The organism is Pseudomonas sp. WS 5059, from assembly GCF_012985525.1.
In the GTDB taxonomy this organism is placed as follows: domain Bacteria; phylum Pseudomonadota; class Gammaproteobacteria; order Pseudomonadales; family Pseudomonadaceae; genus Aquipseudomonas.
Window position 1 is genome coordinate 184,790 of sequence record NZ_JAAQWO010000007.1, and the last position, 19,223, is coordinate 204,012.

A 19,223-nucleotide genomic window follows, 5' to 3' on the forward strand; every position below is an offset into this window, starting at 1 on the left:
CACAATCAAAATGTGGGAGCTGGCTTGACTGCGATGAGGCCCTCAACCGCACCACAAACTCAGGGCTCCAAGCCAATCCCCCGCAAAATCACACTGGTCACCGTCTGCACCGCCCGTTCGAACTGCATATCCGACAACGCCTGATGGTCGTTGAGGATCATCACCTGATGATCAAAGTCGGCATAGTGCTGGGTCGAGGCCCAGATCATATATAGCAGGCTCGACGGCTCCACCGCGAGGATGCGTTTGTCTTCCACCCACTGGCGGATTTTCGCTTCCTTCATCTTGGCCCAGTCGTACAGACTTGCATCCAACGCTTCACCGAGGGTCGGCGCACCGTGGATGATTTCATTGGCCCAGACTTTGGAGCCATAGGGGCGACTGCGCGAATGCTGCATCTTCGCCCGGATGTAGCTGCTGAGGACCACCCTCGGGTCATCGAACATCTCGAAACACAGGGCGTCCTGCTTCCACACTTCCAGCAGGTCGAACAGCACCGCGCTGTACAACTCGCTCTTGGTGCTGAAGTAGTAATGCAGGTTGGAGCGCGGCAGTTGCGCCTGTTCGGCAATGTCGGCCATGGCGGTGCTGCCGTAGCCCTTTTCGGCGAAGACCTTCTCAGCCGCCAGCAGAATTTTTTCGACGTTGACCCGACGGATACCGATCTTGTGATTGCCCATAGGGGCTCCCTGACAACGACATGTCTTGAAGACTACCATCCGCTCTAGATCGGGGCGACAGCCCGAGTGGAAACTTCGTACACTGCCCACTCCTCCCATTGATAGGTAGTGCACGATGTTGATCAAGAAAACCCTGACCACGGTGACCTTGCTGGCCTCGCTGCTGGGCGCTTCGGCGGCTTTTGCCCATGCCCACCTGAAAAACACCACGCCGGCGGCCGACAGCACCGTCGCCGCGCCCGCCGACCTGCGCCTGGTGTTCTCTGAAGGTGTCGAAGCCACGTTCACCAAGGTTTCCCTGAGCAAGGACGGCACCGAAGTGGCGGTCAAAGGCCTGGAAACCCCGGACGCCGACAAGAAAACCCTGGTGGTGACCCCTGCCGCGCCCTTGGCTGCCGGCACTTACAAGGTGGAGTGGCATGCGGTCTCGGTCGATACCCACAAGAGCGAAGGCAGCTACAGCTTCAAGGTCGGCCAATAACCCATGGCAACCCTCCTGGTGCTGTGCCGTTTCCTGCACTTTCTGGCGGTGCTGCTGATGTTCGGGGCTTGTGTGTTCCGACCCGTGCTCCTGGGCAACAAACCCCAGTCGACACTGGACCGGCAACTGGCGCACATCACCACGCTACTGGCCTGGCTGGCCCTGGGCAGCGGCGTGGCGTGGTTGCTATTGATCAGTGCCAGCATGGCCGGCAGCGAACTGCTGGCGCTGGACCTGGCCACCGTGCAGTTGGTGCTGGGCAAGACCTTCTTCGGCCAGGTCTGGAGCGCGCACCTGCTGCTCAATGGCTTGTTGGTGCTGGGCTTGCTGACGCCCTGGAGCCGCCTGCGCCTGCCACTGACGGTGCTGCTTTTGGCAACCCTGGCCCCGGTGGGCCATGGCGCCATGCTCAGTGGCCTGAACGGCCAATTGCTGATCCTCAATCAGGTGGTACACCTGCTCTGCGTCGGGGCCTGGCTCGGTGGGTTGCTGCTGTTGGTGTTGATCCTGCGCCAAGCGCAGCGCACCGACCTGGAAGAGGTCCTGCGGCGCTTCAGTGGTGTCGGTTACGGGCTGGTAGCGGGTTTGCTGGTCAGCGGGCTGATCAATGTCCGCGTGCTTACCGGGCAATTGTGGCCTACCCCGCTGTTCAGCGGGTTTGCCTTGATCCTGTTGATCAAGGTGCTGCTGGTGGCGGGCATGCTGGGCCTGGCATTGCTCAACCGGCTACGGATCAAGGGTTGCCAGCAACGTCCGGGCCAATTGCAGGCCAGCGTGTTGCTGGAATGGCTGCTGGGCGCGGCGGCCGTGGCGGCCGTTTCGCTGTTGGGCACCCTGCCACCGATGCTCATGACCCCATAAACAAAACCTCTGCAGGAGCCGGCAAGTCGGCTCCTGCCAGGGGTCAGGGCGGGCTGTTCTTCAAGCGCCCCGCCGTGTCGATACTGACCACCACCGACAACCCCGGCCGCAAGCGTTCGCTCTGTTCCTGATCCGGGTCCACCGTGATCCGCACCGGCACCCGCTGCGCGATCTTGACGAAGTTGCCGGTGGCGTTATCGGCCTGCAACAGGCTGAACTCGGCTCCCGTGGCCGGCGAGATACGCTGCACCGTGCCGTGGAACTTGCGGTGGTTCAGGGCATCGACGGTGAACGTCACCGGCTGGCCCACCTGCACGTTGTCCATCTGGGTTTCTTTCATATTGGCGATCACCCACAGCTGGTTCGGCACCAGCGCCATCAACTGCGCGCCGGAGTTGACGTAGGCCCCCAGGCGCACGCCGATCTGCCCCAACTGGCCGTCCCTGGGTGCGAGCACACGGGTGTTCGACAGGTCGATCCGCGCCAACTCCACGGCGGCCTCGGCGCTGGCGACGGCGGCTTCCAGGGAGCCGCGATTGACGATCACCGTCTGCAGATCCTGGCGGGCGATTTCCAGGCTGGCCTGGGCCTGGGCCACGGCGGCGATGGTCTGCGCGTTGGCGGCGCGGGTCACGTCCAGTTCGCGGCGCGATACCGAGCCGTCGCTGATCAGTTCTTCGTTGCGGCGCAGGTCGGCGGTGCTTTTGCGCGCCTGGGCCTGGCTGTCGGCCAGGGCCGCCTGGCGCAACTTGATGGTCGCCTCGGCACTGTTGCGCTGTTGCACCACGTTGGCCAGGGACGCCTGCTGTACCGCCAGTTGCGCCTGGGCCTGGTCCAGGCGCTGCTTGTAGATGCGGTCGTCGAGGCGCACCAGCAGATCCCCGGCCTTGACGTACTGGAAATCCTGCACCGGCACCTCGAACACATAACCGCTCAATTGCGGGCCGATGATCGTTACCTGGCCGCGCACCAGGGCGTTCTCGGTGGTTTCGACGGCACTGCTGAAAGGCGGCAATTGCCAGGCGTACAACACGATCAACACGCCGACGATCGCAATCGCGGCAAAGCCCAGGGACGAGATGACACGCACCCCCAACGAACGCTGTTCGGTGACCGTGGCACCGGGCGGCGTGGTGCCCTCCGGGGTGGAAGCAATGGCATTGGTGGTCGTGGTGGTAGCCGTAGGTTCGCTCATGAAGGAAGTGCGCCGCTAGGTTGAACGGAAGGCGCTGCGCTGGCGGCAGCTTTCTTGGTGGTGCTCATCAGCCACAGGCTGCGGGTAAAAATCCACGACATGGTGAGGATCGCGATGATCGCGATCAGCATGAACACGTCGTTATAGGCCATGACATTGGCTTCACGGGTGGCCGCCGTGGCCAGGCTGCGAATGCCCATCAGGTTGCGCAGTTCCGGGTCGGCAATCACCGAGCCATAGGCCGAGCCACCGCTCTGCACCCGGGCGGCTACGCGCGGGTCCAACAATGTCAGGTGTTCGACAATCATGCTGGAGTGGAACTTCTCCCGCACGATCTGGAAGGTGCCGAGCAACGCCGCCCCCATCAGCCCTCCAAGGTTCTGGCAAATACCGAACAACACCGAGAAACTCACGAGGTTGCGCGGGTTGGTCAGCACATTGCGCATGCCCAGCACCATGGTCGGGCCAAGGAAGAAGGTACCGCCAAACCCCAGCAAAAACTGGCTCAGGTACATGTTGTGCGGGCGAGTCAGGTTGCTGGAGAAGCTGTCCATCACCGAACCTGTGGCCATCAGGGCCAGGGATATCACCAGCGGCATCAGCAGGTGTGCCGGGTTGATGGTCAACGCGCTGATCACCAGGCCACTGATCGCCCCCAGCAGCATCACCAGGTACAAGGTGCGCATCTGCTCGCTGCTCATGTTCAGCGCCTGCAAAAAGCCGACGGCGCCGGTGGACTGCTCGGACAGCACCATGCGGATCAGGATCACCGCCAGGGCCAGGCGAATCATCACCCCGCCGCCCAGCCAGCGGGTCATCAGCAACGGGTTGGCGCGGTTATGCTCGATGGCCAGGCCGGCCATGATCAGCACCAGCGAACAGGCAGAAGCGACGCCAATCCACGGCGCTTCCAGCCACCAGTCGATACGCCCCAGGGACAGTACCGCGCAGAGCAACGCCACCCCCGAGGCGAGCAAGGCGAAGGTCAGGAAGTCGAGCTTTTCAAAGGTCTTGAAGCGGTCGCCCGGTGGCAACTTGAGCAGGAATACACAGCCCAGGCAGGTCAGCGCCATGCCCAGTTCAAACAGGTAGAGGCCGCGCCACTCGGCAATTTGCAGCAAGTCCTCGGAAAACAGCCGTGCCATCGGCAGGGCCAGTTGCGCGGTGCCCAGGCCCAAGACCAGGGCCTTGAGCCGCCACTTTGCGGGAAACGCCTGGACCATGTAGTACAAACCCAGGGAACTGAGGGCCGCACCCACCATGCCGTGGGCCGCACGCACGGCAATCGCCGAGCTGAGATCATTGACGAACAGATGGCCAAAGGTGACCAGGGCGTAGAGCACCAGGAACACTTCGGTAAACGCGCGCAAGCCGAACTGCTGGCGGAACTTCACCAGCAGCAGGTTCATCGACACGTTGGTCATCACATAGGCCGCGGGCAGCCAGGCCATTTCGGCGGTGGTCGCGCCCAATGCCCCTTGCAGATACGGCAGGTTGGCGATCACCAGTGCATTGCCCAGGCCGCCGGTGATTGCCACCAGCACGCCAACCAGGGCAAAGGCCCAGCGTTTGAGCGTGGGGTGATGGGGCGTCGACGGCGACCCCGGCAAGCTCGGACGCTCGTGGGGTTGCCAGGTATGCGGGGTGTATTTATCCATTCGTGACCTTGATGACCGACGCACGAGGCCGGTAAAACCATGACTCAGAGCGTAGTAGACCTGAGCGGGGTTCATCTTGTCATCTTTGTGGGAGCTGGCTTGCCAGCTCCCACATTTGATTTGCGATGTGACGCAACTTATGTGCCCAGCCCCCCCTGTGGGAGCGGGCTTGCCCGCGATAGCGGCGGTTCAGGCGCTATTTCCAGTGGCTGACACACCGCCATCGCAGGCAAGCCAGCTCCCACATTTGATTTGCGATGTGGCACAAACTATATGCCCAGCCCAGCCCCCCTGTGGGAGCGGGCTTGCCCGCGATAGCGGCAGTTCAGGCGCTATTTCCAGTGGCTGACACACCGCCATCGCAGGCAAGCCAGCTCCCACATTTGATTTGCGATGTGACACAAACTATATGCCCAGCCCAGCCCCCCTTTGGGAGCGGGCTCACACTGGGGCTTTTAGATCCAGCCCAGCCAGCTCCAATAGGTGGCGGCGAACACCAGCATCAACAGGTAGCCAATCAAGGTCACCAACAAGCCCACCTTGGCAAACTGCCTCGCGGTAAAGGTACCGGTGCCCAGGCACACCATGTTCTGCGGGGCGTTGATCGGCAGGATAAAGCCATAGCTGACCACAAACCCGAGCAACATGGTCATGCCCAGCCGGCTGAAGTCCCCCGGCAGGGTTTGCAGCACCGCGATCAGGATCGGCAGCAAGGCCGAGGTCAACGCAGTGGCGCTGGCAAAGCCCAGGTGGATCACAATCAGGAATGCCCCAAGGATCGCAAACACCCCCAGCGGACCCAGTTGATCCAGGCCGGTATGCCCCACCACCTGCGCGCCCAGCCATTGCCCGGCCTGGGTGGTCAGCAGCGCCGTACCGAGGCTGATGCCCACGCCAAACACAATCACCGTGCCCCAGGGGATGCGCGACTGCACGTCTTTCCAGGTCATCACCCCAATCCCCGGCAGCAGCAGGAACACCAGGCCGGCGTAGGTGGTGGAGGTGGTATCGAAGCTGTGCAGGCGCCCTTCCGTGGCCCAGGCCAGCAGCAGCAATAGCGAGACCGTCAGCAGGCGCTTCTGCGGCCCGGTCATCGGGCCGATATCGGCCAGAGATTGCGCCACGGCCTCCTTGCCACCGGGGATGCTGTTGGTTTCCGGAGGCAGCAACTTGAGCACCAGCAACAGCAATACCGCCGACATGATCAACGCCCACGGCGCCCCGGCGATCAGCCAGTCGATCCACGACACGCGCTGGCCGAGCATCTTGTCCATAAAGCCCACGGTCAACAGGTTCTGCGCCGCCGCGGTCTGGATCCCGACGTTCCAGATGCTGGTGCCCTGGGCGACGACGATCATGATCCCGGCGGCGATATTGGAGCGTTTGTCCACGCCAAACGCGGCGATCACCCCCATCATGATCGGCACTACGCAAGCACTGCGCGCCGTGGCGCTGGGCACTACCAGGCTGAGCAGGATGGTCACCGCAATCGCCCCCACCAGAATCCCGCGGGTGCTGGTGCCAACCCGGGTCAGGGTGACCAGGGCGATACGCCGGTCGAGGCCTGTGTGGGTCATGGCGGCGGCGATAAACAACGCACCGGCCACCAGGGCCAGGGCCGGGTTGGCAAACCCGGTAAGCGCCATGCTGATGGCGGGGCTGGAACCGATCAGGTGCGTCGGGTCCTGCAGGGACGGCGCGGTGCCCAGCAGAAAGGCCATCAACGAGGTGATCATGATCGCACTGGCTTCATAGGACACCGCCTCGGTGATCCACACCACCACGGCAAACGCCAGGATCGCCAACATCCGGTGGCCGGCTACCGGCAAATCGGCGGGCAACGGCAACAACAGCACGCCGATCATCACCAGCACGGCGATCACCAGGCCCATGGGCAGCTTGAAAGAAACAGCAGGTGTTGCGGGGGCACTCATGGAAATCTCCGTCGGCCATGACAATCAAGGCCTGCAGCATGAGGCAAAGCGTCGCGGCGGGTTTTGACAGGTATCAAGGCACACGCGATTTAAACCTGTGGGAGCAGCTTGCCTGCTCCCACATTCAGGCCGTCGTGTCAGGCGCGGCACCCAGTAGCTGGCTCAACACCGCCCGCAGCTTGCCCGGCTTCACCGGTTTATTGAGCAACGGCGCCTCCAGGCGCTGCAACGAACGCCGGCACTGGTCCGTGCGGTCGGCCGTGATGATCACCGCAGGGATCCTGCGGTCGAAATGCTCGCGCAACTGCTTGACCACCTCGCAGCCGACCACACCATGATCGAGGTGGTAATCGGCCAGGATCAGCTCCGGCGCCCTACCCTGCAACGCCACCAACGCGCCCGCCTGATCAGTGGCGGTCACCACTTCGCAGCCCCACTGCCCAAGCAACGCGCGCATGCTCTCCAGGATGCTGGTTTCGTTATCCAGCACCAGCAGGCGCCGCCCCGGCAATGGGTTGCCGGCACCGGCCTGGGGTGGCGCGAGGCTGATGGGCAGCGGTATTTCCTCGGACAGCGGCACCTCGATACTGAACATCGAGCCGCGCCCCGGCCATGAGCGCACCCTCACCTGGCAGCCGAGGATCTTCGCGATACGCTCGACAATCGCCAGGCCCAGGCCTACGCCCTTGCGATCCGCCGCCCGGCCGACGTCCAGTTGGTTGAACTCGAGGAAAATCGACTCCAGGCTGTCGGCGGCAATCCCACGGCCGGTGTCCCACACCTCCAGGCGCAGGCGATCACCGCGCCGCCGCGCCCCCAGCAGGATGCAACCCTGCTCGGTATAGCGGCAGGCATTGCTGAGGAAATTGCGCAGGATGCGTGTCAACAGGCGCAGGTCGGTGCGCAGCGCATAGCGGCCCATGTGCACACGCAGGTTCAACCCGGCCGCCGCCGCCACCGACTGGAACTCCGAAACCAGCGGCGCCAGCAGTTCGTCGAGGCGATACAGGGCAATGTCCGGCTTGACCGCCGCCTGGTCGAGGCGGGAAATATCCAGCAAGTCCGCCAGCAGGTCTTCCGCCCCTTCCAGCGCCTGGTGCGTACGCTCCACCAGGACTTTTTCCACGCTGGGCAGCTCTCGCTCGCGCAAGGTAGAGATCAACAAGCGCGCGGCATTGAGCGGCTGCAACAGGTCGTGGCTGGCGGCCGCGAGGTATTTGTCCTTGCTGCGGTTGGCGGCCTGGGCAGCGTCGCGGGCGTCGCGCAGGTCCTGTTCGATGCGCTCGCGCCGGGCGATCTGCTGTTGCAGGTTGTGGTTGGCGTCGAGCAGTTCATCGGTGCGTGCCGCGACCCTTTGCTCCAGCTCATCGTTGAGGCGGATATAGCGTTTGCGCTCGGCCTCCAGCTCATCCAACCGCGCCGTCAGCTCGGGATAGTGGCTCTTGCGTGCCGAATGGTCGCCCAGCCCCAGCAGCCCGGCCAGGGCCCGCTGTTGATCGTCAGAGAGCTTCGCCATAGACGACCTCGACGTCACGCTGGCTCGACTCGCGCGGGTTGGTCAGGATGCACGGGTCGTGCATGGCGTGTTGCGACAAGAACGGAATATCCGCCACCCGCACCCCGTGCAGGCCCAGGGTTTCATGGAAGCCAATGGCATGCTTGAGCGCAATCAGGTGCTCCACCAACCGCCCGCAGATCTGCCGGTGGTTGAGCCCCCGGCAGTCGATGCCAAAAGTCTCGGCAATCACCTTGAAACGCTCCGGCGCCGAGTTGTAGTTGAACGCCACCACATGCTCGACCAGCACCGCGTTGCACAGGCCATGGGGCAAATCGAGAAAACCGCCCAGGCTGTGGGACATGGCATGCACCGCACCCAGGATCGCATTGGAAAACGCCAGGCCCGCCTGCATGCTGCCGAGCATGATTTTCTCGCGCAGGGCGATATCGCTGGGGTTGGCGATCATCTGCACCAGGTTGCCATTGATCAGGCGCATAGCCTCCAGCGCATGGGGGTCGGTCAGCGGGCCGTGGCCGGTAGACACAAAGGCCTCGATGGCATGCACCAGCGCGTCGATCCCGGTACAGGCCGAGAGAAACGGGTCCATGCTGGCGGTGGTTTCCGGATCGATCAGCGACACATCCGGCACCACCGCCTTGCTGACGATGGAAAACTTCATGCGTTCCTGCTGATTGGAAATGATCACGAACTGCGACACGTCGGCGGAGGTGCCGGCGGTGGTCGGGATCAGGATCAGCGGCGGGCTGGGCACGCGGATGGTGTCCACCCCTTCGAACTCAAGGATGCTGCGCCCATGGGCAACCACAATGCCAATGGCCTTGCCGCAATCCATCGGGCTGCCGCCGCCGACGGCGACGATCACATCGCAATGGTGCTCGCGGTAGACCTCGGCGCCCTGCATCACTTCTTCCACACGCGGGTTGGGTGACACGGCGGTGTACAGGCAGTACTCGATACCCAGGGCCTGCAGGCTGGCCTCCACATCTGCGACCCAACCGGCAGCCACTACGCCGGGGTCGCTGACCACCAGGACCTTGCGCGCACCAAAGGTCTTGGCGTAATTGCCGACATTGTGCCGGGAACCGGCGCCGAAGATGATTTCTGGGGAAACGAATTTACGCAGTTGGCTGAGACTCTGGCTCATTGGTAAGCCTGTTTTTATTGTTTTTGGAAGATACGGGCCACACTAACGCATCCGCTGGCGAATGCAATCAGACCAATGGGTGGCCCACATCCCCGTTGAAATTTCAGCGATTGGCGAAATACATCGTCACTTCAAAGCCGATACGCAGGTCGGTGTAGGCGGGTTTGGTCCACATGGGGCGTTCCTCTTGTTATGCCGGGAAAGTCCGGTACAGGCATTAATGCATGGGTGGGCTGGCGGGCGAATGCTACTTTCGAACGAACCGGTCGCAGACGTTAGTCTCGGATGGACATCGATCAAACTGGGGAGTTGGCTTGCCTGCGATGGCCATGGGTAACTACATATCTCTTTCGTGGCTCTTAGGTTTGTGTACATATCCGTTGCTGCGGTCACGGCCACTTAGGGTTCCGCCCTTACGGCGGGTCACTTTTGGAAAAGAGCCCCAAAAGTAACCAAAAGGGCTCCTGCCCCACCACTCGGTGCCTCGCCTAGGCTCGGCATGCCCGCAGTCAGGCATTGCTCCGTGGGCCCGCCGCGATCGGCCATCCATGGCCGTGTCGCGGCTACCCCGGCATCCATGCCGGGGTGCCCACTGCGCAATACCTGCCTGCGGCCAGCGTGGTTTAACGGGGCGCCTAAGATCAAAAGCCAGATCAAAAGCAAAGCCAGAGCGCGAAGCTGCATTCCCCTGTAGGAGCTAGCTTGCCTGCGATAGCGGTGTATCAGCCAATACATTTATCGACTGATACACCGCTATCGCAGCGATCCGACAAGCCAGCTCCCACACTTGATTGCATTTCAAGCAGGGAGGCTGATGTCTGCCCATCAAAGGGTGGAAACTGGCAGTTCAATCAGGCGATCAGAAGAACCCCAACGGGTTGATGTCATAGCTCACCAGCAGGTTCTTGGTCTGCTGGTAATGGTCGAGCATCATCTTGTGGTTCTCACGGCCCACGCCGGACTTTTTGTAGCCGCCAAACGCGGCATGCGCCGGGTACAGGTGGTAGCAGTTGGTCCACACGCGCCCGGCCTTGATCGCCCGGCCCATGCGGTAGGCGCGGTTGATGTCGCGGGTCCACAGCCCGGCACCGAGGCCAAATTCGCTGTCGTTGGCAATCGCCAGGGCTTCGGCTTCGTCCTTGAAGGTGGTCACGCCCACCACCGGGCCGAAGATTTCTTCCTGGAACACGCGCATTTTATTGTGGCCCTTGAGCAGGGTCGGCTGGATGTAATAGCCGCTGGACAGGTCGCCCTCCAGGTGTTCGGCGGCGCCACCGGCCAGCAGTTCGGCGCCCTCTTCCTGGGCAATGGTCAGGTACGAGAGGATCTTGTCGTACTGCTGCTCGGACGCCTGGGCGCCGACCATGGTTTCGGTGTCCAGCGGGTTGCCGCGCTTGATCTTGACGATCTTTTTCATGACCTCGGCCATGAACGGCTCGTAGATCGACTCCTGCACCAGCGCCCGCGACGGGCAGGTGCACACTTCGCCCTGGTTGAAGAACGCCAGCACCAGGCCCTCGGCGGCTTTCTCGATAAAGGCCGGTTCCGCCTGCATGATGTCTTCAAAGAAGATATTGGGCGACTTGCCGCCCAGCTCGACGGTAGACGGAATAATGTTCTCGGCCGCCGCATGCATGATGTGCGCGCCCACCGGGGTGGAGCCGGTAAAGGCGATCTTGGCGATGCGCTTGCTGGTGGCCAGGGCCTCGCCGGCTTCGCGGCCAAAACCCTGGACGATGTTCAGCACGCCGGCCGGCAACAGGTCGGCGATCAGCTCGGCAAACACCATGATCGACAGCGGCGTCTGCTCGGCCGGCTTGAGCACGATGCAGTTGCCAGCGGCCAGGGCCGGTGCGAGTTTCCAGGCGGCCATCAACAACGGGAAGTTCCACGGGATGATCTGCCCGACCACGCCCAGGGGTTCGTGGAAGTGATAAGCGGTGGTCAGTTCGTTGATCTCGGCAGCGCCGCCCTCCTGGGCGCGGATACAGCCGGCGAAGTAACGGAAGTGGTCGGCGGCCAATGGCACGTCGGCATTCAGGGTCTCGCGCACGGCCTTGCCGTTGTCCCAGGTCTCGGTCACGGCCAACACTTCCAGGTGCTGCTCGATGCGGTCGGCAATTTTCAGCAGCACCAGGGAACGATCCTGGGCCGAGGTCTTGCCCCAGGCATCGGCGGCGGCATGCGCGGCGTCCAGCGCCTTGTCGATATCGGCGGCGCTGGAGCGCGGGAACTGGGCAATCACTTCACCGGTGACCGGCGAGGTGTTGGTGAAGTATTCACCGTTGACCGGGGCCACAAACTCGCCACCGATAAAGTTGCCGTAGCGCGGCTTGAAGGTGACGATGGCGCCGGGGGTGCCAGGTTGTGCGTAGATCATGATGAGGCCTCTTTCGGGGGGATGTTGTTATTGATCTATCCGTTGCATCTGGGCGCGTTCATAGCGCGGATACAGGTGGCTGACACTGCGGATCAGTTCGAAGCGGCTCAGGCTGATGGCCGCAAAACGTTCGGGGATGGGGCTGCGGATCATCTCGCCCATGGCACTGCCGTTGGCGGCACCGGTAGCCATGAGCTGGTCGAGCCAGCCCAGGTAGTCGCGCATTTGTGCAAAGGGCTGGGCGTCGCTGGCCACGGGGCCGTGGCCGGGCACGATGAGCTTGCAGGGCAGGCCTTGCAGGGTGGCGATATCCGCCAGCCATACTGCAAGGCCGGGGGTATTGGGGGTGGTCAGGGCGCGCTGGTAAAACACCAGGTCGCCGGCAAACAGGACGCCGCTGGTCTCGTCGAAAATCGCCAGGTCGGCGCCGGTATGGCCGCTCAGGCTCAGCAGGCGCAAGGAGTGCCCGCCAAAGGTCTGCACGCCGGGGCTCAGCGTCTGGCTGGGCAGCAACACTTCAGTGCCACGCATCCAGTCGCCGACCATGCGGTACATATTTTCCGCCATGCCATCGCCCTGCTCGCGCAGCAGCGTGGTGGTGCCTGCCAGCGCGCCGATGGGCACATCCTTGAACGCCTGGTTGCCCAGTACATGGTCGGGGTGGTGATGGGTCAGCAAGACCTGGATCACCGGTTTGTCGGTGACCGTGGCAATTGCCTGGCGCATCGCCTCGCCGTAGCGCCGGGACGGCCCGGTGTCGATAACCACTACCCCGGCCTGGGTCACGATAAAGGCGGTATTGACGATATTGCCGCCGTTGGCCCTGGCGAAATTGTCGGTGCTGCCTTCCAGCAGCCAGGTGTCGGCAGCGATCTGCCGGGGGTTGAGGGCGTAGTCGAGGTCGGCCAGCGCGGGCAGGCTCAGGCCGAACAACAGCAGCCATAGCCACTTCATGGGATGGCTCCGGAAAATTCGCTGCCGCTGGTGTCGCGCAACAGTAGGCGCACCGGCCCCGCTCCTTGCAGGTCAAACGCCAGGTCGGGGTTCTCGCTGACCGCCGCGAACAGCTCCAGGCGCGCCAACACCCGGTCCTGGGCGTCGCGCAGCTCGGCGTGGTTGATGTAGAACTCAGGGATGCCGCTGACCATGCCATTGTCCATCGGGTGCGCCACTTGCAGGCGCAGCCGGCTGAAATCCGCGCGGGGGTAGCGACCGCCCAACACTTCTCCCAGGTGCTCTTCCCAACCCGGCTGGCTGCGCACCACGCTGGGCGCGGTGCAGCCACCGCCGGCGGCGTCGATCAGGGTCGAGCCCACATGCCACAGGCCATCTTTGGTCAACACGGCCGCGCGCAACGGCGTGGCCTGTTCGATGCGGATACGAATCGCCAGCCAGGGCAGCACGCCCTCGCCCGGCTGGAAGTCGACGATTTTCGGCAGTGGATTGAGTTCGGCCCAGGCGATGATCTTCACTACCTCGCCCTTGAAGGCGCGGGCATCGATTTCCAGCGGCACCTGCCGCGCATCTTCGGCAAAGGGCGGCGCCAGCAGTTGGACCCGCTCATCAAAGACAAACGGCGCATTGCCGAGCAACTGCTGGTGAAAATAGCTCCACATCACCGATGGCACCGGGTCTTTGCCGGGGTCCATCCCGTAGGCGGCCACTGGCAACCAACAAGCCAACAGCCAACGTGCGCGCCAGCCCATGGCTTACTCCTCGACGTGCACGCTATCAAGATAAGTGCGTACCGCCCATAAGGCTTCCTGGCTCAGGTAGTCGGCCATTTTAGGCATGTACACCCGGCCATCGCGCACGGCACCGTGGCGCACCCGTTCGACGAACCACTCGTCCCCGGCATCGCCCTCATCGAGCATGCGCAGGTCCGGCGCGATCCCGCCGGACTTGGCTTCCAGGCCATGGCACGCGGCGCAGTTCTGGTTATAGGCCGAGGCGCCGACTTCCACGGCCTTGTCATGTTCCGGCGACTGGCGATATGGGTTCACCGCCGCCCAGCCGTCCGCATCCAGCGTCACGCCGGCATCCTTGACCGGCGTCAGTCCCTTGGTTTCCACGGCAGTGGGTGTGACGTTGCCATGGGCCCAGGCGGAGCCTGCGCCGATCACCCCGGCCAACAGGCCGGCAACCAGCAAGGCGTTGCGTTTTGTTGTCATTATTGTCCCCTCAGGATTGCACGCAAAACCTCTCTACAGAGGCTATGGCAACCATCATAGGAACGCCTCGCCAGGGCCCGTATGCTGCTTTGGTGGCCGGGTTCTACTCCCTTCGTAGTAAGGCTTGCGGGCCCCTGCTAAATCAGATGCGGTTCGGGAAATTGTCCCGGCTACACCGGGATATTTTCCGTATCCCTGTGCCCCATCCAGCCAGCAACCTGTGCAGGCCAAAACCTCCACTGGGAACTGCAACCATGACAATAAGATCGCTACCCGCCCTCTCGCCGCTGAGCCTTGCCGTGCAGGCTTTCCTGCTGGTCGGCAGCCTGTCCTTGAGTGCGGCGAGCTTCGCCGCTGCCGAACCTGCCAAGCAGACGCGCAACGTCACCTGGGAAGACATTGCCAACGACCACCTGACCACCAAGGACGTGCTGCAATACGGCATGGGCACCAACGCCCAGCGCTGGAGCCCCCTGGCCCAGGTCAACGACAAGAACGTTTTCAAGCTCACACCGGCCTGGTCCTACTCGTTCGGTGACGAGAAGCAACGCGGCCAGGAATCCCAGGCCATCGTCAACGACGGCGTGGTGTATGTCACCGGCTCCTACTCCCGGGTATTCGCCCTCGACGCCAAGACCGGCAAGCGCCTGTGGACCTACAACCACCGCCTGCCCGACAACATTCGCCCGTGCTGTGACGTGGTCAACCGCGGGGCGGCGATCTTTGGCGACAAGATCTACTTCGGCACCCTCGATGCACGCCTGATCGCCCTCGATAAAAACACCGGCAAAGTGGTGTGGAACAAGAAATTCGGCGACCACGCCGCCGGCTACACCATGACCGGCGCCCCGGTGCTGATCAAAGACAAGGTCACCGGCAAGGTCCTGCTGATCCACGGCAGCTCCGGTGATGAATTCGGCGTGGTCGGCCAGCTGTTTGCCCGCGACCCGGACACCGGCGAAGAAGTGTGGATGCGCCCGTTTGTCGAAGGCCACATGGGCCGCCTCAATGGCAAGGACAGCACCACCACCGGCGATGTGAAAGCACCGTCCTGGCCGGACGATCCAACCACCGAAACCGGCAAGGTCGAGGCCTGGAGCCACGGCGGCGGCGCCCCTTGGCAGAGCGCCAGTTTCGATGCCGAAACCAACACCATCATCGTCGGCGCTGGCAACCCAGGGCCGTGGAACACCTGGGCGCGCACCTCCAAGGACGGCAACCCCCACGACTTCGACAGCCTCTACACCTCCGGCCAAGTGGGTGTCGACCCAAGCACCGGCGAAGTGAAGTGGTTCTACCAGCACACGCCAAACGATGCCTGGGACTTCTCCGGCAACAACGAGCTGGTGCTGTTCGACTACAAGGACAAGGACGGCAAAGTGGTCAAGGCCACCGGCCACGCCGACCGCAACGGCTTCTTCTACGTGGTCGACCGCAACAACGGCAAGCTGCAGAACGCCTTCCCGTTTGTCGACAACATCACCTGGGCCAGCCATATCGACCTGAAGACCGGCCGCCCCGTGGAAAACGAAGGCCAGCGTCCGGCCAAGCCGCTGCCGGGTGAAACCAAGGGCAAATCGGTGGAAGTCTCGCCGCCGTTCCTCGGTGGCAAGAACTGGAACCCCATGGCCTACAGCCAGGACACCGGCCTGTTCTACATTCCGGGCAACCAGTGGAAAGAGGAATACTGGACCGAAGAGGTCAACTACAAGAAGGGCTCGGCGTACCTGGGCATGGGTTTCCGCATCAAGCGCATGTATGACGACCACGTCGGCACCCTGCGCGCGATGAACCCGACCACCGGCAAGGTGGTATGGGAACACAAGGAAGCCCTGCCATTGTGGGCCGGCGTGCTGGCGACCAAGGGTAACCTGGTGTTCACCGGCACTGGCGATGGCTTCTTCAAGGCCTTCGACGCGAAAACCGGCAAGGAGCTGTGGAAGTTCCAGACTGGCAGCGGCATCGTCTCCCCGCCGATCACCTGGGAACAGGACGGCGAGCAGTACATCGGCGTGACGGTTGGCTACGGCGGCGCGGTGCCGTTGTGGGGCGGCGACATGGCCGAGCTGACCAAGCCGGTGGCGCAAGGCGGGTCATTCTGGGTGTTCAAGATCCCGAGCTGGGATAACAAGACCGCGCAAAAATAACCCCCGTTGATGATCGTTCCCACGCTCTGCGTGGGAACGCTTCCCAGGGTGCTCCGCGCCCCAACGGCCACCACGAGATCCCCGCCATGAACTACCTGCCCCTCTTACTTCTGCTGTCCCTCCCCCTGGCCTACGCCGACGATGGCGACGACCAACCCCTGGTCATCAACGGCTGCACCATTGCCCCCCACAGCCAATGCCCCGGCGCCAACCTCAAGGGCGCCAACTTGCGTAACGAGGATTTGAGCAAAATGAACCTGGCCGGTGCCGACCTGCGCGAGGCCGATCTGCGCCACGCCAACCTCGACCTGGCCAACCTGGAAAAAGCCCAACTGCAAGGCGCCAACCTGACCCGCGCCAGCCTGCAACAAGCCAACCTGCGCCTGGCGGATTTCAGCGGTGCCACCCTGATGGCCGTGCAAGGCTGGGGCATGTTCGCCCAGGGTGCACAGTTCGAAAACGCCAACCTCAGCGCCGCCTACCTGCAATTCGCGCGGCTGTCGGGGGCCAAGCTGCACAAGGCCAACCTGCGTGCCGCGGACCTGGAAATGACCTGGTTGAGCAAGGCCGACCTCAAAGGCGCCGACCTCAGCGATGCCAACCTGCAAGAAGCCAAGTTCGGTGAAAGCAATCTGGAACAGGCCACCCTCACCGGCACCCGCCAGCACTATGCAAACTTCCAGGATGCGAATATGGAGGGCTGCAAGGACTGCCCCACCACTTGGGACCGTTAACCTCTGTAGGCGCCGGCTTGTCGGCGCCTACAGAGGTGCGATTTATCCCGCCGCCCGCACCACGCCCATATCAATCCCCACATGCACTAACTCCGCATGGGAGCTGACCTGCAATTTGCTCTTGAGCAAGGTCAGGTGATTGGACACGGTCTTGCTGCTGATGCTCAGTTGATCAGCAATGGCCCGGGTGGGCGTGCCCTTGGCGAGCATCAGGAAAATCTCCAACTCGCGGGCGGTCATGCCCTGCAGGCGGTGATCGACCGGGTGATAGGCCAGCTCGGTGGCCAGGGCCTGTTCGATGTAAGTGTGGCCGTCGAGAATGCGCTGCACCGCCTCGTTCATCACCGCAGGCGTCGCGCCCTTGGTGATATAACCCGCAGCGCCGACCTCCAGGGCCTGGCGTACCAGGGGCAGTTCCTGATGCTGGCTGAAAAACAGCACGCGCAATTGCGGCAGGCGCTGGCGCAGGCGGCGGGTGGTCTCCAGGCCACTGATGCCCGGCAGGCCAAAACCGGTGATCACCAGGTTCGGCACCGCCTCCTGCACCCGCGCCAGCGCCTCTTCGCCACTGCCCGCCTCGCGCACTTCCACGCCCGGTAGCAGCGCCCGCAACAGGCTGCTGTAGCCCAGGCGCACCACGGCGTGTTTGTCGACCAACAGGACATTCATGAGGCATGCGCCGGCATCACCAAAACTGGCGCCGGTCGCGGGCCGTGGAGCTTGTCCACGCCGATCAGGCTGACAATCAGCAAAAACGGCAAGAGCAGCGCCTTGAGGATTCGCATGATCGTACAACTCCCGGGGATGATCGTTGCCTTGCATGCTAGAGCCCCCGGGCACGCGGTGAATTACTACTTTGGTACTGGTTTTGCTGTCTATCGTCGCATTCCCAAGGCAGCGCGACTGGCATGTAATGGGCGCATAACTATAAGGATCGTACCTGCCATGCTGCCCGCCCGACTGACCCTGGTTGCCGTGCTGTCGCTGACCCCGCTGCTGGCGGCTGCCCAGCCGCCCACTGCGCTGTTTTCCAGCGATGGCTACCGCATCAACCTCTATCGCAGCCCGACGCCTGCGCACCTGCCGGGCGCGACCATCGTCGACACCCCTGCCCTGCAAGCGCTGCTGGCGCAACAACCGCGCCCGGTGCTGATCGACGTCTACCGCCGACAATGGCTGCACGGCCAGTTCATCGAAGACCAGCCCCACGCCAACCTGCCCGGCAGCCATTGGCTGGCCAATACCGGCGATGGGGAGCTGACGCCAGAATGGCAAAGCTACTTTGCCCGCCACCTGTATACCTACAGCGGCGGTAACCTTGCACACCCGTTGGTGTTCTACTGCCGCTCAGATTGCTGGTTGAGTTGGAACGCGGTAAAACGGGCCAATGCCTTGGGCTATAGCGCTGTGTATTGGTATCGCGATGGCCTGGACGCGTGGGAGGCAGCCAAGCTGCCAGTCGCCGCAGCACACCCTGAGCCCTTTGAGCTTGCCCCCTGAAAAACCACAATAAAAAGGTGAACGGCCATGTATAAAATTCTGATTGCCGACGATCACCCGCTGTTTCGCGAAGCGATCCATAACGTCATCAGCGACGGTTTTGCCGGTAGCGAAGTGATGGAAACCGCCGACCTGGACAGCGCCCTGGCCCTGACCCAGGAGCATGACGACCTCGACCTGATCCTGCTGGACCTGAACATGCCCGGCATGCACGGCCTCAACGGCCTGATCAACCTGCGCAACGAAGCACCGACGATTCCAGTGGTGATCGTCTCGGCCGAGCAGGACAAGCAGATCGTGCTGCAGGCCATTACCTACGGGGCGGTCGGCTTTATCACCAAGTCCTCGCCACGGGCGCAGATGACCGAGGCGATCCAGCAGATCCTCAATGGCAACGTGTACCTGCCGCCGGACATCATCCGCACCCAGAAAAACCCCGGCCAGCGGCGCATGCACGACAACCCGGCCTTCGCCCCGGAACTGCTCCAGGCCCTCACGCGCAAACAACTGCTGGTGCTGGAACGCATGACCAAGGGCGAGTCGAACAAGCAGATTGCCTACACCCTGGAAATTGCCGAGACCACGGTGAAGGCCCATGTGTCGGCGATTCTGCGCAAGTTGAATGTACACAATCGGGTGCAGGCGATCTTGAGCGCTGGAGATATCGACTTCGGCTCCTACCTGCGGCGCTGATTTTCCTGACGACTGCGATCAAAATGTGGGAGCGGGCTTGCTCGCGAATGCGGTGGGTCAGTAATGAATGTATTGACTGACCCACCGCATTCGCGAGCAAGCCCGCTCCCACAGGGGATCTGCGCT

Annotated in this window: 18 protein-coding genes; 6 read left to right on the forward strand and 12 right to left on the reverse strand. The window is 62.8% G+C overall.

Annotated elements, in window-relative coordinates; all coding sequences use genetic code 11:
• Positions 1-59 precede the first annotated feature (59 nt).
• On the reverse strand, positions 60-680 hold the full coding sequence (locus HBO12_RS21350; RefSeq protein ID WP_029298440.1) for a TetR/AcrR family transcriptional regulator: 621 nt from the start codon (positions 678-680) through the stop codon (positions 60-62).
• Positions 681-795: 115 nt separating this feature from the next.
• Between HBO12_RS21350 and copC the strand changes: the two genes are divergently transcribed.
• Positions 796-1,161, forward strand: coding sequence for a copper homeostasis periplasmic binding protein CopC (gene copC / locus HBO12_RS21355; RefSeq protein WP_169954411.1), 366 nt, complete (start codon positions 796-798; stop codon positions 1,159-1,161).
• Positions 1,162-1,164: 3 nt separating this feature from the next.
• A complete protein-coding gene (gene copD, locus HBO12_RS21360; RefSeq protein ID WP_170043144.1) occupies positions 1,165-2,022 on the forward strand; it encodes a copper homeostasis membrane protein CopD in 858 nt (285 codons plus the stop codon).
• A gap of 43 nt (positions 2,023-2,065) precedes the next feature.
• Here copD and HBO12_RS21365 read toward each other — a convergent pair whose 3' ends face one another.
• From HBO12_RS21365 to pedF, 10 genes are all read right to left on the reverse strand, one after another.
• Positions 2,066-3,217, reverse strand: a complete 1,152-nt coding sequence (locus HBO12_RS21365; protein WP_170043145.1) for an HlyD family secretion protein — start codon at positions 3,215-3,217, stop codon at positions 2,066-2,068.
• Complete coding sequence (locus HBO12_RS21370; RefSeq protein WP_170043146.1) at positions 3,214-4,875, reverse strand: MFS transporter; 1,662 nt, start codon at positions 4,873-4,875, stop codon at positions 3,214-3,216. The genes HBO12_RS21365 and HBO12_RS21370 overlap by 4 nt, the downstream gene beginning before the upstream one ends.
• A gap of 455 nt (positions 4,876-5,330) precedes the next feature.
• Entirely contained in the window at positions 5,331-6,809 is a 1,479-nt protein-coding gene (locus HBO12_RS21375; protein WP_169954415.1) for a DASS family sodium-coupled anion symporter, read from the reverse strand.
• A gap of 124 nt (positions 6,810-6,933) precedes the next feature.
• Positions 6,934-8,325, reverse strand: coding sequence for an ATP-binding response regulator (locus tag HBO12_RS21380; RefSeq protein WP_169954416.1), 1,392 nt, complete (start codon positions 8,323-8,325; stop codon positions 6,934-6,936).
• Positions 8,309-9,472: an alcohol dehydrogenase-like regulatory protein ErcA gene (gene ercA / locus HBO12_RS21385; protein ID WP_169954417.1), complete on the reverse strand. Its 1,164-nt coding sequence runs from the start codon at positions 9,470-9,472 to the stop codon at positions 8,309-8,311. The genes HBO12_RS21380 and ercA overlap by 17 nt, the downstream gene beginning before the upstream one ends.
• 103 nt (positions 9,473-9,575) lie before the next feature.
• A complete protein-coding gene (gene pqqA, locus HBO12_RS21390) occupies positions 9,576-9,647 on the reverse strand; it encodes a pyrroloquinoline quinone precursor peptide PqqA (protein WP_003243383.1) in 72 nt (23 codons plus the stop codon).
• Positions 9,648-10,331: 684 nt separating this feature from the next.
• Entirely contained in the window at positions 10,332-11,852 is a 1,521-nt protein-coding gene (gene exaC, locus HBO12_RS21395; protein WP_169954418.1) for an acetaldehyde dehydrogenase ExaC, read from the reverse strand.
• Positions 11,853-11,879: 27 nt separating this feature from the next.
• On the reverse strand, positions 11,880-12,806 hold the full coding sequence (locus tag HBO12_RS21400) for a quinoprotein relay system zinc metallohydrolase 1 (RefSeq protein WP_170043147.1): 927 nt from the start codon (positions 12,804-12,806) through the stop codon (positions 11,880-11,882).
• Positions 12,803-13,558, reverse strand: a complete 756-nt coding sequence (locus HBO12_RS21405; protein ID WP_169954420.1) for a quinoprotein dehydrogenase-associated SoxYZ-like carrier — start codon at positions 13,556-13,558, stop codon at positions 12,803-12,805. The genes HBO12_RS21400 and HBO12_RS21405 overlap by 4 nt, the downstream gene beginning before the upstream one ends.
• 3 nt (positions 13,559-13,561) lie before the next feature.
• The gene (gene pedF / locus HBO12_RS21410; protein ID WP_169954421.1) at positions 13,562-14,023 is read right to left on the reverse strand and encodes a cytochrome c-550 PedF; all 462 of its coding nucleotides are present in this window, start codon (positions 14,021-14,023) and stop codon (positions 13,562-13,564) included.
• A 254-nt stretch (positions 14,024-14,277) separates the two neighbouring features.
• On the opposite strand from pedF, the gene exaA reads away from it, so the two are divergent.
• Positions 14,278-16,170 carry a quinoprotein ethanol dehydrogenase gene (exaA, locus tag HBO12_RS21415; RefSeq protein ID WP_169954422.1) on the forward strand — a complete coding sequence of 631 codons (1,893 nt, stop codon included), beginning with the start codon at positions 14,278-14,280 and terminating at the stop codon, positions 16,168-16,170.
• Positions 16,171-16,256: 86 nt separating this feature from the next.
• Positions 16,257-16,904 (forward strand): pentapeptide repeat-containing protein, encoded by a 648-nt coding sequence (locus tag HBO12_RS21420; protein ID WP_170043148.1) that lies wholly within the window; start codon positions 16,257-16,259, stop codon positions 16,902-16,904.
• Between the two features lie 42 nt (positions 16,905-16,946).
• Here HBO12_RS21420 and HBO12_RS21425 read toward each other — a convergent pair whose 3' ends face one another.
• Positions 16,947-17,573: a response regulator gene (locus tag HBO12_RS21425; RefSeq protein WP_170043149.1), complete on the reverse strand. Its 627-nt coding sequence runs from the start codon at positions 17,571-17,573 to the stop codon at positions 16,947-16,949.
• 276 nt (positions 17,574-17,849) lie between these two features.
• On the opposite strand from HBO12_RS21425, the gene HBO12_RS21430 reads away from it, so the two are divergent.
• Positions 17,850-18,404, forward strand: coding sequence for a PQQ-dependent catabolism-associated CXXCW motif protein (locus tag HBO12_RS21430; RefSeq protein WP_169954425.1), 555 nt, complete (start codon positions 17,850-17,852; stop codon positions 18,402-18,404).
• A 27-nt stretch (positions 18,405-18,431) separates the two neighbouring features.
• Positions 18,432-19,097 (forward strand): response regulator transcription factor, encoded by a 666-nt coding sequence (locus tag HBO12_RS21435; RefSeq protein ID WP_029296512.1) that lies wholly within the window; start codon positions 18,432-18,434, stop codon positions 19,095-19,097.
• Positions 19,098-19,223 lie beyond the last annotated feature (126 nt).

What these genes read in the sequence shown, in the direction of transcription:
- HBO12_RS21350 (WP_029298440.1), bottom strand. Translation starts at nt 680, where the DNA reads ATGGGCAATCACAAGATCGGTATCCGTCGGGTCAACGTCGAAAAAATT.
- copC (WP_169954411.1), top strand. Translation starts at nt 796, where the DNA reads ATGTTGATCAAGAAAACCCTGACCACGGTGACCTTGCTGGCCTCGCTG.
- copD (WP_170043144.1), top strand. Translation starts at nt 1,165, where the DNA reads ATGGCAACCCTCCTGGTGCTGTGCCGTTTCCTGCACTTTCTGGCGGTG.
- HBO12_RS21365 (WP_170043145.1), bottom strand. Translation starts at nt 3,217, where the DNA reads ATGAGCGAACCTACGGCTACCACCACGACCACCAATGCCATTGCTTCC.
- HBO12_RS21370 (WP_170043146.1), bottom strand. Translation starts at nt 4,875, where the DNA reads ATGGATAAATACACCCCGCATACCTGGCAACCCCACGAGCGTCCGAGC.
- HBO12_RS21375 (WP_169954415.1), bottom strand. Translation starts at nt 6,809, where the DNA reads ATGAGTGCCCCCGCAACACCTGCTGTTTCTTTCAAGCTGCCCATGGGC.
- HBO12_RS21380 (WP_169954416.1), bottom strand. Translation starts at nt 8,325, where the DNA reads ATGGCGAAGCTCTCTGACGATCAACAGCGGGCCCTGGCCGGGCTGCTG.
- ercA (WP_169954417.1), bottom strand. Translation starts at nt 9,472, where the DNA reads ATGAGCCAGAGTCTCAGCCAACTGCGTAAATTCGTTTCCCCAGAAATC.
- exaC (WP_169954418.1), bottom strand. Translation starts at nt 11,852, where the DNA reads ATGATCTACGCACAACCTGGCACCCCCGGCGCCATCGTCACCTTCAAG.
- HBO12_RS21400 (WP_170043147.1), bottom strand. Translation starts at nt 12,806, where the DNA reads ATGAAGTGGCTATGGCTGCTGTTGTTCGGCCTGAGCCTGCCCGCGCTG.
- HBO12_RS21405 (WP_169954420.1), bottom strand. Translation starts at nt 13,558, where the DNA reads ATGGGCTGGCGCGCACGTTGGCTGTTGGCTTGTTGGTTGCCAGTGGCC.
- pedF (WP_169954421.1), bottom strand. Translation starts at nt 14,023, where the DNA reads ATGACAACAAAACGCAACGCCTTGCTGGTTGCCGGCCTGTTGGCCGGG.
- exaA (WP_169954422.1), top strand. Translation starts at nt 14,278, where the DNA reads ATGACAATAAGATCGCTACCCGCCCTCTCGCCGCTGAGCCTTGCCGTG.
- HBO12_RS21420 (WP_170043148.1), top strand. Translation starts at nt 16,257, where the DNA reads ATGAACTACCTGCCCCTCTTACTTCTGCTGTCCCTCCCCCTGGCCTAC.
- HBO12_RS21425 (WP_170043149.1), bottom strand. Translation starts at nt 17,573, where the DNA reads ATGAATGTCCTGTTGGTCGACAAACACGCCGTGGTGCGCCTGGGCTAC.
- HBO12_RS21430 (WP_169954425.1), top strand. Translation starts at nt 17,850, where the DNA reads ATGCTGCCCGCCCGACTGACCCTGGTTGCCGTGCTGTCGCTGACCCCG.
- HBO12_RS21435 (WP_029296512.1), top strand. Translation starts at nt 18,432, where the DNA reads ATGTATAAAATTCTGATTGCCGACGATCACCCGCTGTTTCGCGAAGCG.